This is a genomic window from Sporosarcina sp. E16_8 (assembly GCF_017347095.1).
Lineage (GTDB): Bacteria > Bacillota > Bacilli > Bacillales_A > Planococcaceae > Sporosarcina.
The window spans coordinates 1-14,979 of sequence record NZ_JADPRZ010000035.1 but is presented as its reverse complement, the minus strand read 5'-3'; the positions used below and the strand labels follow the sequence as shown (position 1 = coordinate 14,979).

Sequence of the window (14,979 nt, the reverse complement as noted above, 5' to 3'; positions counted from 1 at the left end):
ACTGTATATATACTAAGCGTAGGCGCCTTAACAGGGGTAGCCGAAGCCCTAAGACTGGCGGCGAAGCTGCTTGGCTTAGGGCGGGAGGCATCCCCTAGCGCCGAAGCGAATTCAATGGGTTCTTTATTGCAACATATGTAGTAGTTAATTAAAATAGTTGCATCTGCAAAAAAAACTTGTTATAATCTCTAAAGTAACTTAAATAATATCTGCGTGCATATACGGTTGACGAACACGGACCGTGTAAGGCATCAGTCTTATAATACAACTCTGTTCCAGATGGTTCAGGGCGAAAGGAGAGAGATTGATGAAAGCAGCAATACATCCAGCTTATAAAGTATCAACTGTTACTTGTTCATGTGGTAACACATTTGAAACAGGTTCTGTAAGAGGGGACATCCGCATTGAAGTTTGTAATGAATGTCACCCATTCTACACTGGACGCCAGAAATTTGCTCAAGCGGACGGACGTGTCGACCGCTTCAACAAAAAATATGGTCTCAAAGAAGAAGGCCGCGAAGAAGAAGGCCAAGAGTAAAATCTTCACGATACCCGTCAGGTGCGCATGCGCCGGGCGGGTATTTATTTTTGGAGAAAAATGTGTCTAACATATTTAAGTTTGAAATAATAGACGTTAAATTTAACTCGTTTTAGGGTATGATAGATAATCTAATGACATGAATGAAATAATTATATACAGGCAACTGGAAGGAGATTCACCATGTACGTAACTATGCAAGGCGGTTGGATTGAGGTCATTTGCGGCAGTATGTTTTCAGGGAAATCCGAGGAATTGATTCGACGAATAAGACGTTCACAGTTCGCCAAACAAAAAATCGCGGTATTTAAACCGGAAATCGATGATCGTTTTAGCGAAGAAGCCGTTGTTAGCCATAATGGGACAACTGTTATCGCGAATCCGATTGCCAGTTCGACCCATATTGAACAGTTTGTCACCGATGATTATGACGTAATCGCAATCGATGAAGCCCAGTTTTTTGACGAGGGTATCGTCGACGTTGTGATGGAATTGGCCAATCGTGGATTCCGTGTAATCGTCGCTGGACTTGACCAAGATTTCCGCGGCGAACCATTCGGACCGATGCCACGTCTAATGGCTGTGGCTGAACACGTTACCAAATTACAGGCAGTCTGCACGGCGTGTGGCTCGCCCTCTAGCCGAACGCAGCGGCTCATTAACGGCACGCCTGCAGGCTATGATGATCCCATCATTCTAGTCGGCGCGTCAGAAGCGTACGAACCAAGATGCCGCAAGCACCACGAAGTACCAAAAGGTATAACAGCTGTAGCATCTGTAAAAGCATAACAGCAATCAAGCCCGTCCGGCAGAATAGGGCGGGTTTTTTGGTGCATAGCCCGCTGTAGCAGCGTTGTTAAGTTTCTTTGGAGTGTTGTTTAGTTTAGGAGTAGCGTTGTTAACTTCCACCAGAGCGTTGCGAACATCGCGCGAAACGTTGCGAAGTCCCCCAAACGTTGTTTAGTTTAGGAGTAGTGTTGTTAACTTTCTCCAGAACGTTGTGAAGTCCGCACGAAACGTTGTCAACTTTCACAAGAACGTTGGCATCGGTGAAATAACTGTATTTACCAAGCAAATTCCCGTACAATGAACGTACAAAACAGTCCTGAAAATGAGGTGTCCGCAATGTTTGAAAGGTTACAAGCAGTAGAAGACCGATATGATCATTTGAACGAAATGCTCAGTGATCCCGCGGTAGTAAGTGATATGACAAAGCTCCGCGATTACTCAATAGAACAATCCGGCTTACAAGAAACAGTCGAAACGTATCGCGGCTATAAACATGCAAAAGCTGAACTTAAAAGTGCTAAAGAAATGTTGAACGACAATCTAGATGATGACATGAGAGAACTTGTCAAAATGGAAATTTCCGAACTAGAAGATCAAATCGAATCATTCGAAGAAAAACTGAAACTATTACTCGTGCCAAAAGATCCGAACGATAATAAAAACGTTATTATGGAAATTCGTGGAGCGGCAGGTGGTGATGAAGCAGCGCTTTTCGCAGGTAGCTTGTTCCGTATGTACAGTCGCTTCGCGGAAATGAACCACTGGAAAGTCGAAGTATTGGATTCATCTCCGACAGAACTCGGTGGCTTTAAAGAAATTATTTTCCTGATTAACGGAAAGGGTGCTTATTCGAAATTGAAATATGAAAACGGGGCACACCGTGTGCAACGAGTCCCGGAAACCGAATCCGGCGGGCGTACACATACATCGACAGCAACCGTTGCATGCCTTCCTGAAGCAGAAGAAATTGAAATTGTTATCCATGAAAAAGATATTCGAACGGATACCTATTGCTCATCTGGTCCTGGAGGTCAGTCGGTCAACACGACGATGTCCGCCGTCCGATTGACGCATCTTCCAACCGGTATTACCGTATCGATTCAAGATGAAAAATCGCAAATTAAGAATAAAGAGAAGGCGATGAAAGTACTACGGGCACGCGTTTCCGATAAATTCACACGCGAAATCCAAGATGAGTATGATGAAAAACGGAAGTCAGCAGTCGGTACAGGTGACCGTTCCGAGCGGATTCGCACATACAACTTCCCGCAAAACCGGGTGACTGATCACCGCATAGGCCTGACAATCCAGAAACTAGATCAGATCATTGAAGGTAAACTCGATGAAGTTATCGATGCGCTTATTCTCGAGGAACAGGCATACCGCCTAGAAAGTTTGGATCGCAATGACTGAAAAAATCTATGAAGCTCTCCAGCGGGCTTCTTCTTTATTAGAACAAAAAGGTCTTGAGCCACATGCCGCGCAGCTCCTCATGGAATTCGTCACGCAAAAGTCCAGGGCTTCCTTATTTGCAGATGTACAGGAACAACTTACAGGCGAGCAGCACAAAGACTTTTGGGATAAAACCGCCGAACTGCTCGAAGGAAGACCTGTACAATATGTCATTGGTGAAGAAGGTTTCTACGGCTACACGTTCAAAGTTGATGAAAATGTCCTTATCCCGCGTCCAGAAACAGAGGAGCTCGTTTATGGCGCGCTTGAACGAAGCCAGAAACTCTTCGCTACTAAAAAAATTACCATCGCAGATATCGGAACGGGTAGCGGCGCAATCGCGGTTTCATTCAAAAAAGAATGGCCTGAAGCTCTCGTTACGGCAACGGATATCAGTGAAGGTGCGCTTGCAATCGCGAAGTATAACGCAAAAGTGAACCACGCTGAAATTACTTTCCTTCAAGGTGACCTTGCGGCGCCAATCTCACGGGGGAAATGGGATGTAGTGTTATCCAACCCGCCCTATATTGCGCATGACGAAGCGGCGTTAATGTCAGGTACGGTCCTCGATCACGAACCGCATAATGCATTATTTGCGGATGAAGACGGACTTTACTTTTATCGGAAACTTGCAGAAACGTTGCCACCACTTATGAACAAGCCTTCTCTCATCGCCGTCGAAATCGGCTATTTACAAGGACCAGCTGTGCATAAGTTGTTCGAAGAGGCGCTCCCAGAAGCCCTTGTTGAAACGGTAAAAGATATCAACGGCAAAGATCGAATGATATTTTGCGAGACTCGTGAATAAACCCCTCCTACTCTGGCAACAATGCAGAGTAGGAGGGGATAAAGATGTTAACAGACTACGAGATTATAAGAAAGAAAACGATAGGTCAAAAATGGTTGCCTTATATTGAATTCATCATCATGCTCATCATCATTCAGGCCTTCATAGCGGTATTCATGACGGTGACAGAAGAAGAGGATGCCATCCGTTTCAGGCTGCTTGCTCATTCGAATGCGCCTGCCGATCAGCAGATTAAAATTAGTATCCAACATGAAATTCAGCCGCTTATCGAAAACGCGGTGAATACGTCACGCACGAAAAAAGAACTTGGGGATAACTTGCTGGCACTCGAAAGCGAAATTCTCGAAATTGCTAACACTATGTCAAACGGCACTGCTATTTCGCTCGAACGTAAAGAAGCGTTGTTTCCACCGAAGCGTTCGGGTCTATTTATTAGCCCACAAGCGAAATACGATGCCTATATTTTAACAATTGGTAGTGGACGTGGGGATAATTGGTGGTGTGCAATGTTTCCGAAAATCTGTTTTGTAGATAAAAAAGAAGAAGAAGAGGAAAAAGTCACTTTTTTCGTCTGGGAGTGGATAAAAGGGCTGTTCGCATAAAGTTACCAACAAACTTTGTGGATAGAATGATCAAAATGTGTATAAGTGGGGGATTAGCTCATGGAAACGAAAGTGGTTTCAGTGGATAACTTTATGGATAACGATAGAAACTATGAACAGGCTGTGGATATTTTGAAAAGTGGCGGCATCGTCGCGTTTCCTACAGAGACAGTATACGGTTTAGGTGCAGTTGCAACTGATGAGTTAGCGGTACAAAAAATCTTCGAAGCAAAAGGAAGACCTTCTGACAATCCGCTAATCGTACATATTGGTAATAAAGAAGAAGTTTCGAACTATGCGACAGGTATTACTACAGCTGGAGAAAAGTTGATGGATACGTATTGGCCTGGTCCACTGACGCTTGTTTTCCACAAAATACCTGGCGTCATCGCTCCGAATGTAACGCCCGGCGTTGAGACCGTGGGCATAAGAATGCCGGATCATCCGGTAGCTTTGGGTCTTCTACGCGCACTAGGTGAACCGCTTGCAGCGCCCAGTGCTAATCGAAGCGGTAAACCGAGCCCAACTGAAGCGGCTCACGTACAGAAAGATCTTGACGGACTCATCCCGCTCATTCTTGACGGGGGACAGACTGGTGTAGGTGTGGAATCAACCGTATTAGATATGACGACAGTTCCGCCGACTATTTTACGGCCAGGAGGGACAACGCAAGAAATGATTGAGAGCATCATAGGTGCCGTAAATTCTGAAACGAAGTCACCTGGCGAGCAAGCTCCACGTTCCCCGGGTATGAAGTATTTGCATTATGCGCCAGAAGCACCTCTTTATGTCATCAATTACGATGCGGATAAAATTCGTACAGCTATTGAAAACCTTCATGCTGAAGGCAAGAAGGTCGCGCTGATTGGGCCTGATGAAATGGGTGTTTTAGGTGCGGATTGGTACTTTTCGATTGGTTTGGCAGGTAACAATGAAGCAATGGCGACAAATTTATACGGAGCACTCCGTAAGTGCGATTTGACGGAAGCAGATCTTATTCTAGCTGTTGAAACAGATCTAGCCGGGGTCGGTGCTGCCGTCATGAACAGATTAATGAAAGCTGCTGAAGGAAAACACTATATGTACTAAAGCTACTACGAATGACCTCCTTAAATGGCGCATAAGATGAACCGATGCGGTATTCGGGGAGGTTTTGTTTTGGCGGAATTATTTGCGGCTGGTATTACGACCTTGGATGTTTTAGTCATTTATTCATTCCTGCATGTAAATAAAGGAAAACTTGCATTGGCACTTTGGACGTCATTTCTTAATATGGCTATCCCATTTCTTGGATTCATTACAGGGGAGTTGTCTGCACATATATTTACAGTATGGAGCAGTATATTATCGGGCGTCATGCTCGGATTAATCGGTATACATATGTTGTTGCAAAGTGAAACTTCGGGCTCCTCATCGAAACAAATTTCACCTTATATCATTGCGTTTGCAGTGAGTATCGACGCTTTTTCAGTAAGTGTTTCATTTGGAATGCTTCATATGGATAAAGTTCTTTTCATCGTCGCGTCGGGAGCATTTACGTTCATTTTTTCCTGTGCCGCACTCTTGTTAAAAGGACGTTTAGGTCTTAAGAATGGGAAAGTGCTGAGACTAATTACAGGACTCGCTTTATTAATAATGGGAGTATTATCATGCTTTAATTGAAATTGACTGTTTCTTTATTCATAAAAGTCAGCTATTCTAAAGAGAAAGGGTGATAGTAATAAATATTTATTTGATATGCACTGGAAACACGTGCAGAAGCCCAATGGCAGAGGCGATTCTTCGTTCCAAAGGAATTAACAATGTGTCGGTTCGTTCAGCGGGTGTTCACGCACAAGCGGGCTTTCCGATTTCTTTGAACGCGAAAACGCTTATCGAAGAAGCGGACATGCTTTACACGCCTGTCTCAAGAGTCGTTTCAAGTGAGGATTTGAAGTGGGCGGATGTCGTTTTAACAATGACAGAAGGGCATAGAGCAATACTCATTCACTCTTACCCAGAAGTGAAAGACAAAACATTTACACTAAAAGGATTTGTGAAACAAGAATTAACTGGAGATGTGTACGACCCGTACGGAGGCGATATCGATACATATCGGCATGTGTTCAATGAGTTGTCGGGAATTATCGATGTGCTTGAACAGAAATTGATGGAGGAATAATGATGAGAGAAAAAAGGGAAAAGAAGTTCGGGCTAAAGGGAAAGCTTATTCTATTTATAACGATACTTGCGATTGTCACTTACACAACAAGTGCATTATTCATTAATGTCGTACAACCACAATTTTTTCCGAAACTTGATCCGTTTTGGTTTGCGGTGATGACGTATACGATGGGCATATTTTGGTCGGGCGTGTTAGCGGCGCTTTTCAGTACGATATTAACGAAACCATTACAAAATCTCGAGAAAGCGGCTAATAAAGTCGCTGATGGGGAAATTGGAACGGATATCGAACTGCCAAACTCGTCTGATGAAATCCGTTCAGTGGCGGAAGCGTTTCAGCATATGGTGCTTAATTTGCGTGCGATAGTCGGACAAATTGAGACGAATTATGAAAAGACGGCCAGTACAGTAGATAGCTTATCTGCTGAAACCGGAGCAGCTGCGAGACAGGCGGATGCAGTAGCATCTACAATCAAGGAGATTGCCTCCGGCGCAGAGGAATCGGCAATTGCCATCCAAGAAACAGCGGAAGCAATTGAAGATGTCCGCCTATTAGCTGTTGAAGTGAGTAGCAGGGCTGAAGATTCTTCTGAACGTTCAAAAGAGATGCTTGAGGAACTAGTGCGCATGACAGAGGTATTCCGAATGCTTGTCAATGGCATCCGAAATATGTCTTCACAAAGTGAGCTATCACTTGGCACAATTAGGCAACTGGATCACAATGCGCAGAAAATAGGTGAAATCGTTCAACTTGTAGGTAATATTGCAGCACAGACGAATTTATTGGCGTTGAATGCATCCATTGAGGCGGCGCGTGCAGGTGAACACGGAAAAGGATTTGCAGTCGTGGCAGAGGAAGTGCGTTTGTTAGCTGATGAAAGTGCCAAAGCGGTAAATGGAATTTCGGATCTTGTTGCAACAATCCAGACAGATGTTACGAAAGTCGTGAAGGAAATGGAACAACAAGTGAAGACGGCGGCAACCGAAGCGAACCGTGCCAATGAAACAAGTGAAAATGTCGAAGCAATGACATCTAAAGTGAATGGTATGGCAGATTCCGTTGTCGAAATCACAAAATTTGTCGAACTGCAGCTGTCGAATATAGAAACGACAGCACGCCAATCACAGGAAGTTGCAGCAATCGCGGAACAAACATCCGCTGGCGCGCTCGAAGTCGGAGCAGCAACAGAAGAACAAGTTCAGTCAATTGAACAGGCAGATGCGATGGCAAGTGAACTGAAAAGGCAATCTGAAGACCTTTATAATGTTATTAGTCAATTTGATCGGACTAAATAACGAAAAGCAGAAGCAGCTGTTAAGACGCGACAGGCATAAGACGGATCTGCGAAGTGGCGTTCTTTGCCTTTATCAGCAAGACTGAAGCGACAGAGGAAGACAGCTTCAGATCGCGACGTCCTGTCGCAACAAGGAGGGATGCAGTTCAATCCCTCCCCACTGCATGACCCGCTTCCAGCGGACTCAGCGTCTAGACGGAGGCAAAGCATAAAAATACGAAACACAGCCCCAATTTTCGCTTTGGCTGTGTTTTTTTTGCCGAAAAATGCTAGAATGAGTTGTGAGTATATTATGAAAAGAGGGATCCTGTGAAAATCGCGATTTCTTCAGATCATGGCGGAAACAATCTTCGTCATGAAATCATTAAATTATTGGTAGAACTAGGATTGGAATTTGTAGATTTTGGTCCAGATTCGAATGAGTCTGTTGACTATCCAGACTACGCGGCACCCGTAGCAAATGGAGTAGCATCGGGAGATTTCGACCGGGGCATTGTTATTTGCGGAACAGGTATTGGCATGTCAATTGCGGCGAATAAAGTAAAAGGCATCCGTTGTGCACTTGTCCATGATGTCTTTAGTGCGAAAGCAACAAGGCAGCATAACGATTCAAACATCCTTGCGATGGGCGAACGCGTTATAGGACCAGGACACGCAAGGGAAGTAGCTACAACTTGGTTAAACACGAAATTCGAAGGTGGACGCCACGAGCGTCGTATCGGCAAATTGATGGAACTTGAAGACTGAAAAGCGGTAGGCGCCGTTTAGACGCGACAGGCATAAGACGGGCCTGCGAAGTGGCGTACTTTGCCCGGGAAGGATGCAGGTCAATCCTTCCTAGCTGGAACGACTTATGACCCGAGCGTCTGGCGCCTGAAGCTAGACACCCTGAAAAGCGGAAGGCGCCGTTTAGACGCGACAGGCATAAGACGGGTAAAGGAAGGCAGTCTAAGTTCGCGACGTCGTGTCGCAACGCCTGCATCCTGCAGGCCTAAGTGGCGTACTTTGCCCGGGAAGGATGCAGGTCAATCCTTCCTAGCTGGAACGACTTATGACCCGAGCGTCTGGCGCTGAAGCTAGACATCATGAAAAGCGGAAGGTAGGTGGTATAAAGTGGATGCTTTGAATTTATGGAAGCTTCAACTAGAGCAGCTGTTAGCAGAAATGGCTGAACAGACAGACCTTATACCGGGCACAATTTTCGTCATCGGCTGCTCGACCTCTGAAATTGCTGGCAAACGAATCGGCACTGGAGGCGCGCTTGAAATTGGAAAAGCGCTATACGAACCCTTAACAGATTTTGCCGAAAAACATAAACTAATTCTTGCATTCCAAGGGTGTGAACATATTAACAGGGCGCTGACAATTGAACGTCACGCGGCCGAAAAGTTCATGCTTGAACCAGTTTCAGTCATCCCAATGATACATGCGGGTGGTTCAATGTCGGCCTACGCTTATCAGCATATGAATGACCCTGTAGTTGTAGAGGAAATTCGCGCCAGTGCTGGCATCGATATTGGACAAACATTAATCGGCATGCATTTGAAGCGGGTTGCTGTCCCTTTACGTACATCAATCGGGAAAATAGGCAATGCAGTTGTCACGGTCGCAACAACAAGGCCGAAGTTAATTGGTGGAGAACGTGCAATATATAAAGAATAGCGGAAGCGGCCCGCATAGACGCGACAGGCGCAAGACGGTTAAGGAACGCAGCCTAAGATCGCCACTTCCTGTGGCAACGGCTGCATGACCCACTTCGTGTGGGCCTCCGAGCGTCTGGCCGCTGTAGACTGGACAATAAAATAGATAATGAAGGGGAATGAGAATATGGAATTGAACAAATTGGGCAACGTACAACGTGAAGATGAGGCAGTATACGAAGCGATTATGGCGGAGAAAAAGCGTCAACAGTCAAACATCGAATTGATTGCATCTGAAAACTTCGTAACAGAAGCAGTTATGGAAGCGCAAGGTTCTTATCTAACGAACAAATACGCAGAAGGCTACCCTGGCAAACGCTACTACGGCGGCTGTGAACATGTTGACGTTGTTGAAAATATCGCACGTGACCGCGTAAAAGAAATCTTCGGAGCGGAATATGCAAACGTTCAGCCGCACTCTGGTGCACAAGCAAATATGGCTGTCTATTTTGCGGTACTTGAGCCTGGAGATACTGTTCTTGGTATGAATCTTTCACACGGCGGTCATTTGACTCACGGAAGCCCAGTTAACTTCTCGGGCAAATTGTACAACTTTGTAGATTACGGAGTGAGCAAGGAAGATGAGCTAATTGACTACGAAGATGTCCGTCAAAAAGCGCTTGAGCATAAACCGAAAATGATTGTAGCAGGCGCAAGTGCCTATCCACGTGAAATTGATTTTGCTAAGTTCCGTGAAATTGCGGATGAAGTGGGCGCTTACTTATTCGTTGACATGGCACATATCGCAGGGCTTGTAGCAGTTGGCGAGCATCAAAACCCAGTTCCGCATGCACACTTCGTCACTTCGACAACACATAAAACGTTACGCGGACCTCGTGGTGGTCTCATTCTTTCTACAGAAGAATTTGCTCGTAAACTTGATAAATCAATCTTCCCGGGAGTTCAGGGTGGACCATTGATGCACGTCATCGCTGCCAAAGCGGTTGCATTTGGCGAAGCACAGAAACCGGAATTCAAAACATATATTCAACAAGTGAAAAGTAATGCTAAAGCATTGGCTGAAGCGCTAATAGCTGAAGGCGTAGACATCGTATCCGGCGGAACAGATAACCATTTGGTCCTGCTTAACCTGCGTTCACTTGAAATCACGGGTAAAATTGCAGAGCACGCATTAGATGAAGTCGGCATCACTACGAACAAAAACACGATACCATATGACACTGAAAGCCCGTTTGTTACTTCGGGAGTTCGACTTGGAACGCCAGCCGTGACAACACGTGGCTTCAAGGAAGAAGAAATGCGAGAAATCGCATCAATTATGGCCAAGGTTCTGAAAAACCATGAAGACGAAGCTGTGAAAAAAGAAGCACAGCAACGTGTTATTGCATTGACGGACAAATTTCCGCTATATGCATAATAACTAAGGAATAAGCCGCTATCCATAATGATAGCGGCTTGTTTTTCTTTTACGAAGGGGTGAATAAACGATGAGTAATCTTCAAAAAACATATACAGATAAAACTGAAAAGGAGATCTTATTAAATTGGCTGCGTCGTTTTGGAAGCCGTTTTCAGACAGGTTTCATTTTGACTGATCCATCTGCCCCAGACGATCCGGTTGTTTTGATTAATGAAGCATTTACAAAGATTACGGGTTACCCCTCTGCCGAAGTGATTGGTCAGAACTTGCGATTCATGCAAGGTGACGAAACCGATATGGAACTTATTGAGGAAATTAACAAAAAACTTCGTAAGGGCATGCCTGCCAATGCCGAGGTGCTTAATTATAAAAAAGACGGAACTCCATTTTGGAATGAACTTGTTATCCAGCCGCTTGTTGACGGAAAAGGGGAAGCCTTATTTATTGCATCCTTCATTTTAGATGTGACCGAACGTAAAAAAGACGAATCACTACTTAGATTACAAGAGGCAATTTTTTCTGGCATAAATGCAGGTGCAGAACTCACTGATTTATTGAAAAAGATAGGAACGGTCGTCGAATCATTTTTCCCAAAAGGATCTGTATGTTCGATTCTTTTCAAGGAAGAGAACGACGGGTGGTACATAGGAGCAGCGGATTCAGTACCCGATCAATTGCTTGCGGAAATAATGAATAATGAGGCACTTGAAACTAGGTATGTACCAGAAGATGTGATTGTCATGGAAAGTAATCGAGAGACTGTCCAACAAGGAGGACAATCGATAATCGATTCCCATTCGAATTGGTCGGTCCCGACATTTGACAGTGAAGATGAAATGAACGGATTACTAACTGTGTTCATGAGAAAAACTGGAAATCCAACAGAAACGCAAATTCAGTTCCTCAAAGGTATGGTCCCAATTGTCCAAATGACGAGAAAGCATTATACACAGCAGGCGGAATATCGCAGGCTTGCTTTTACTGATCCACAAACGGGATTGCCGAACCGTCATGCGTTCTTGAACCAACTTAAACATAACGTCTTAGATGGCCAAGGACATTTTGTGGCAATCATAGAACCAGGTGAATACGCAAAAATAGTTGATCTTTATGGAAGAAATGCAGCCGATGAACTGTTTATCCAGCTGGGTAAACGAATTGAAAAAGCCGGGAAGGGTAATCCGAACTTTATCGGGCGTTTTTCAAGTGCATCACTCGTTATAACAGGCGAAAGTGGTGAAGGAAACTACCTTTTCGAATTAAGTGCGATTGTTTCGGAACCGTTCATTGTTGCGGGGCAGGACCTGTTCATCACGTTGAAGATCGGGATTTCATTTTCTGAAGGCGACCAAACAAGTGAAGAGGAACTGTTACGCCGGGCGGATATCGCTATGTCAAACGCGAAAAAGAAACCTGGCAATGCGATGTCATTTTACAGGGATCTTCAAAACGAAGAATCGATTAAAGAAATGAGGATTTTCAATGAATTGTCGAGGGCGTTAATTGCGCAGGAAATCGAAGTCTACCTTCAGCCGAAAGTCAATTTAAAAGATGGAGAAATCATTGGTTTCGAAGCGCTTGCTCGCTGGTTTTCACCCGTACTGGGCCCAGTTCCGCCAAACCTTTTCATTCCAGCGGCTGAAAATATAGGTAAAATCATCGATCTGGAAATTATTGTAATATCAAAAGTGATGGAATGGCAACGAAAACGTGAACAGTCAGGCGGAAAGATGTATCAGGTGGCCGTCAATATTTCTGTCCACCATTTCTTTGACCGTGCTTTCGTTGTGGAATTAAAAAAACTTGCTGCGAACTATGACCTTTCGCCCAAGCATATTATGTTGGAAATGACGGAGAGTATCGGACTTGTGGACTTGCAAAAGGCGAAACTGATTTTTCATGAACTAAATGCAGCAGGTTTCGAAATATCCGTCGATGATTTTGGTGTTGGCTATTCATCGCTCAGCTATTTACCGCAATTACCTCTTTGCGAATTAAAGATTGATAGAAGCTTCATTAGTGCGCTCGATGAACCTGGCACGCTTGCAGTCGTCAGAACGATCATTCAACTGGCAGAAAATCTGAATTTGACAACGGTCGCGGAAGGAATCGAAGAAGAAAGGCATATTGATATTTTACGTAATTTAGGCTGCAAAGTGGGGCAGGGTTTCTACTATTATAAGCCAATGCCCTTAAAAGAAATTGAACGACTGCTTGCCGAATAGTTAGACATTAAGTAGTCAGATGTCTAGCGTGTCCGAACTGGAATATATCTGTTATAATGAACAGGACATTCTAATAAAGGGGCGAATAACAATGCCGAAAATACATGTTTTTGACCATCCACTTATCCAACATAAACTGACGTACATACGTGATATCAACACAGGAACGAAAGAATTCCGTGAGCTTGTCGATGAAGTAGCTACACTTATGGCTTACGAAATCACGCGCGAACTTCCAATTCAGGAAGTAGAAATTCAAACACCGGTCTGTAAAGCTAAGTCAAACGTACTTGCAGGCAAGAAACTCGGAATTGTACCGATTTTGCGCGCAGGCATTGGTATGGTAGACGGAATTCTGAAATTAATTCCAGCAGCAAAAGTAGGGCATATCGGTCTTTACCGTGATCCTGAAACATTGCAACCCATCGAATATTACGTAAAGCTACCTTCCGATGTATCTGTACGTGACTTCATTCTTGTTGATCCGATGCTTGCGACGGGTGGATCTGCAATTGCGGCGGTTGAATCATTGAAGAGCCGCGGCGCAAAAAACATTAAATTTATGTGTCTAATTGCTGCTCCAGAGGGTGTAAAAGCATTGACGGAAGCACATCCTGATGTTGATATTTATATCGCAGCAATGGATGAAAAGTTGGATGAAAAAGGCTACATCGTACCAGGACTTGGTGATGCAGGCGACCGTTTATTTGGAACAAAATGAGTTGGAAGGCGTGAGGATTTTGACAAAGAAATGGAAAGTGATGACGATTTTCGGTACAAGGCCGGAAGCTATTAAAATGGCCCCGCTTGTGCTGGAACTGCAAAAGCATACGGACGACATCGAATCGATCGTGACGGTTACAGCGCAACATCGTGAAATGCTGGACCAAGTGCTCCATACATTCGGTATCACACCAGATTTTGATCTTAATATCATGAAGGATCGGCAAACACTCGTCGATGTAGCGACGCGCGGACTTGAGGGACTTGACCGCATCATGAAGGAAGCGCAACCCGATATTGTGCTTGTCCACGGAGATACGTCAACAACTTTCATCGGCAGCCTTGCAGCGTTTTATAACCGAGTTTCGGTTGGACATGTTGAAGCAGGACTTCGTACGTGGGATAAATATTCTCCGTATCCGGAAGAAATGAATCGGCAGCTAACAGGCGTCATTGCTGATCTTCATTTTTCTCCGACAGAACAATCGGCCCGTAATCTGATAGCCGAAGGGAAGTCGGAAGCCCGCATCTATATCACAGGAAATACCGCGATTGATGCGCTTCAAACGACAGTGCGTGAGGAATACTCACACCCCGTTCTCGATAAAATCGGAACGGACAAGCTACTATTACTTACTGCACATCGTCGTGAAAACCTTGGCGAGCCAATGCGCAATATGTTCCGTGCTATTAACCGGTTACTTGCGAAGCATGACGATATTCAAGTTATCTATCCTGTTCACATGAACCCGGCAGTACGTGAAGTAGCTGATGAACTTCTTGGCGGCAACGACCGCATTCATCTGATTGAACCGCTCGAAGTAGTTGATTTCCACAATTTCGCAGCACGATCACACATTATCTTGACGGACTCGGGCGGTATCCAAGAAGAAGCGCCTTCACTTGGAAAACCGGTTATCGTCTTGCGCGATACAACCGAACGTCCGGAAGGTATCGAGGCTGGGACACTAAAACTAGCCGGCACAGATGAAGAAACAATCTTCACTTTGACGGATGAACTTTTAACCGATGAAGCAGAATACAATAAAATGGCAAAAGCGTCGAATCCATACGGTGACGGCCACGCTTCCGAACGAATCGTTGAAGCGTTGAAAGAGTACTTATCTTCTATAGAGTAACAAACTGCATGACGACCGGATCAATCCGGTCGTATTTTTTTTCGGAGCGAAGTCATGGCAAACCGGAAGTTAGTCATGGCTTTAGTCCAGTTAGTCATGGGGCCGTCGCGAAGTCATGGCAAACCGGAAGTTAGTAATGGCTCTATCCAAGTTAGTCATGGGGCC

15 protein-coding genes are annotated in these 14,979 nt (G+C 44.7%); all 15 read left to right on the top strand.

The annotated features are described in order from the left end of the window. Positions 1 to 307: 307 nt before the first annotated feature. The 15 genes from rpmE (at position 308) to wecB (ending at position 14,814) form a co-directional block, all read left to right on the top strand. Positions 308 to 538, top strand: a complete 231-nt coding sequence (gene rpmE, locus I2484_RS15770) for a 50S ribosomal protein L31 (RefSeq protein WP_207152004.1) — start codon at positions 308 to 310, stop codon at positions 536 to 538. A 183-nt stretch (positions 539 to 721) separates the two neighbouring features. Further along, positions 722 to 1,327, top strand: a complete 606-nt coding sequence (locus tag I2484_RS15765) for a thymidine kinase (protein WP_207152003.1) — start codon at positions 722 to 724, stop codon at positions 1,325 to 1,327. 336 nt (positions 1,328 to 1,663) lie between these two features. Further along, positions 1,664 to 2,740, top strand: coding sequence for a peptide chain release factor 1 (prfA, locus tag I2484_RS15760; protein ID WP_207152002.1), 1,077 nt, complete (start codon positions 1,664 to 1,666; stop codon positions 2,738 to 2,740). Next, on the top strand, positions 2,733 to 3,587 hold the full coding sequence (gene prmC / locus I2484_RS15755) for a peptide chain release factor N(5)-glutamine methyltransferase (RefSeq protein ID WP_207152001.1): 855 nt from the start codon (positions 2,733 to 2,735) through the stop codon (positions 3,585 to 3,587). Before prfA ends, prmC begins: the two co-directional genes overlap by 8 nt. Before the next feature lie 44 nt (positions 3,588 to 3,631). Further along, positions 3,632 to 4,189 (top strand): stage II sporulation protein R, encoded by a 558-nt coding sequence (locus tag I2484_RS15750; protein WP_207152000.1) that lies wholly within the window; start codon positions 3,632 to 3,634, stop codon positions 4,187 to 4,189. Positions 4,190 to 4,249: 60 nt separating this feature from the next. Then, entirely contained in the window at positions 4,250 to 5,278 is a 1,029-nt protein-coding gene (locus I2484_RS15745; RefSeq protein WP_207151999.1) for an L-threonylcarbamoyladenylate synthase, read from the top strand. A gap of 69 nt (positions 5,279 to 5,347) precedes the next feature. Further along, a complete protein-coding gene (locus I2484_RS15740; RefSeq protein WP_207151998.1) occupies positions 5,348 to 5,851 on the top strand; it encodes a manganese efflux pump in 504 nt (167 codons plus the stop codon). Positions 5,852 to 5,900: 49 nt separating this feature from the next. Then, a complete protein-coding gene (locus I2484_RS15735) occupies positions 5,901 to 6,350 on the top strand; it encodes a low molecular weight protein arginine phosphatase (RefSeq protein ID WP_346014205.1) in 450 nt (149 codons plus the stop codon). Between the two features lie 2 nt (positions 6,351 to 6,352). Beyond that, positions 6,353 to 7,648, top strand: a complete 1,296-nt coding sequence (locus I2484_RS15730) for a methyl-accepting chemotaxis protein (RefSeq protein ID WP_207151997.1) — start codon at positions 6,353 to 6,355, stop codon at positions 7,646 to 7,648. A 308-nt stretch (positions 7,649 to 7,956) separates the two neighbouring features. Beyond that, on the top strand, positions 7,957 to 8,394 hold the full coding sequence (rpiB, locus tag I2484_RS15725; protein ID WP_207151996.1) for a ribose 5-phosphate isomerase B: 438 nt from the start codon (positions 7,957 to 7,959) through the stop codon (positions 8,392 to 8,394). Between the two features lie 366 nt (positions 8,395 to 8,760). Then, positions 8,761 to 9,309 (top strand): TIGR01440 family protein, encoded by a 549-nt coding sequence (locus I2484_RS15720; protein WP_207151995.1) that lies wholly within the window; start codon positions 8,761 to 8,763, stop codon positions 9,307 to 9,309. A gap of 165 nt (positions 9,310 to 9,474) precedes the next feature. Then, positions 9,475 to 10,725: a serine hydroxymethyltransferase gene (locus tag I2484_RS15715; protein WP_275956884.1), complete on the top strand. Its 1,251-nt coding sequence runs from the start codon at positions 9,475 to 9,477 to the stop codon at positions 10,723 to 10,725. Between the two features lie 70 nt (positions 10,726 to 10,795). Further along, positions 10,796 to 12,952: a putative bifunctional diguanylate cyclase/phosphodiesterase gene (locus I2484_RS15710; RefSeq protein WP_207151994.1), complete on the top strand. Its 2,157-nt coding sequence runs from the start codon at positions 10,796 to 10,798 to the stop codon at positions 12,950 to 12,952. Positions 12,953 to 13,043: 91 nt separating this feature from the next. After that, positions 13,044 to 13,673 (top strand): uracil phosphoribosyltransferase, encoded by a 630-nt coding sequence (gene upp, locus I2484_RS15705; RefSeq protein ID WP_207151993.1) that lies wholly within the window; start codon positions 13,044 to 13,046, stop codon positions 13,671 to 13,673. 19 nt (positions 13,674 to 13,692) lie between these two features. Beyond that, positions 13,693 to 14,814 carry a non-hydrolyzing UDP-N-acetylglucosamine 2-epimerase gene (wecB, locus tag I2484_RS15700; protein WP_207152021.1) on the top strand — a complete coding sequence of 374 codons (1,122 nt, stop codon included), beginning with the start codon at positions 13,693 to 13,695 and terminating at the stop codon, positions 14,812 to 14,814. Positions 14,815 to 14,979: the final 165 nt, after the last annotated feature.

What these genes read in the sequence shown, in the direction of transcription:
- I2484_RS15765 (WP_207152003.1), top strand. Translation starts at nt 722, where the DNA reads ATGTACGTAACTATGCAAGGCGGTTGGATTGAGGTCATTTGCGGCAGT.
- I2484_RS15710 (WP_207151994.1), top strand. Translation starts at nt 10,796, where the DNA reads ATGAGTAATCTTCAAAAAACATATACAGATAAAACTGAAAAGGAGATC.
- I2484_RS15730 (WP_207151997.1), top strand. Translation starts at nt 6,353, where the DNA reads ATGAGAGAAAAAAGGGAAAAGAAGTTCGGGCTAAAGGGAAAGCTTATT.
- prfA (WP_207152002.1), top strand. Translation starts at nt 1,664, where the DNA reads ATGTTTGAAAGGTTACAAGCAGTAGAAGACCGATATGATCATTTGAAC.
- rpmE (WP_207152004.1), top strand. Translation starts at nt 308, where the DNA reads ATGAAAGCAGCAATACATCCAGCTTATAAAGTATCAACTGTTACTTGT.
- prmC (WP_207152001.1), top strand. Translation starts at nt 2,733, where the DNA reads ATGACTGAAAAAATCTATGAAGCTCTCCAGCGGGCTTCTTCTTTATTA.
- I2484_RS15750 (WP_207152000.1), top strand. Translation starts at nt 3,632, where the DNA reads ATGTTAACAGACTACGAGATTATAAGAAAGAAAACGATAGGTCAAAAA.
- upp (WP_207151993.1), top strand. Translation starts at nt 13,044, where the DNA reads ATGCCGAAAATACATGTTTTTGACCATCCACTTATCCAACATAAACTG.
- I2484_RS15715 (WP_275956884.1), top strand. Translation starts at nt 9,475, where the DNA reads ATGGAATTGAACAAATTGGGCAACGTACAACGTGAAGATGAGGCAGTA.
- I2484_RS15745 (WP_207151999.1), top strand. Translation starts at nt 4,250, where the DNA reads ATGGAAACGAAAGTGGTTTCAGTGGATAACTTTATGGATAACGATAGA.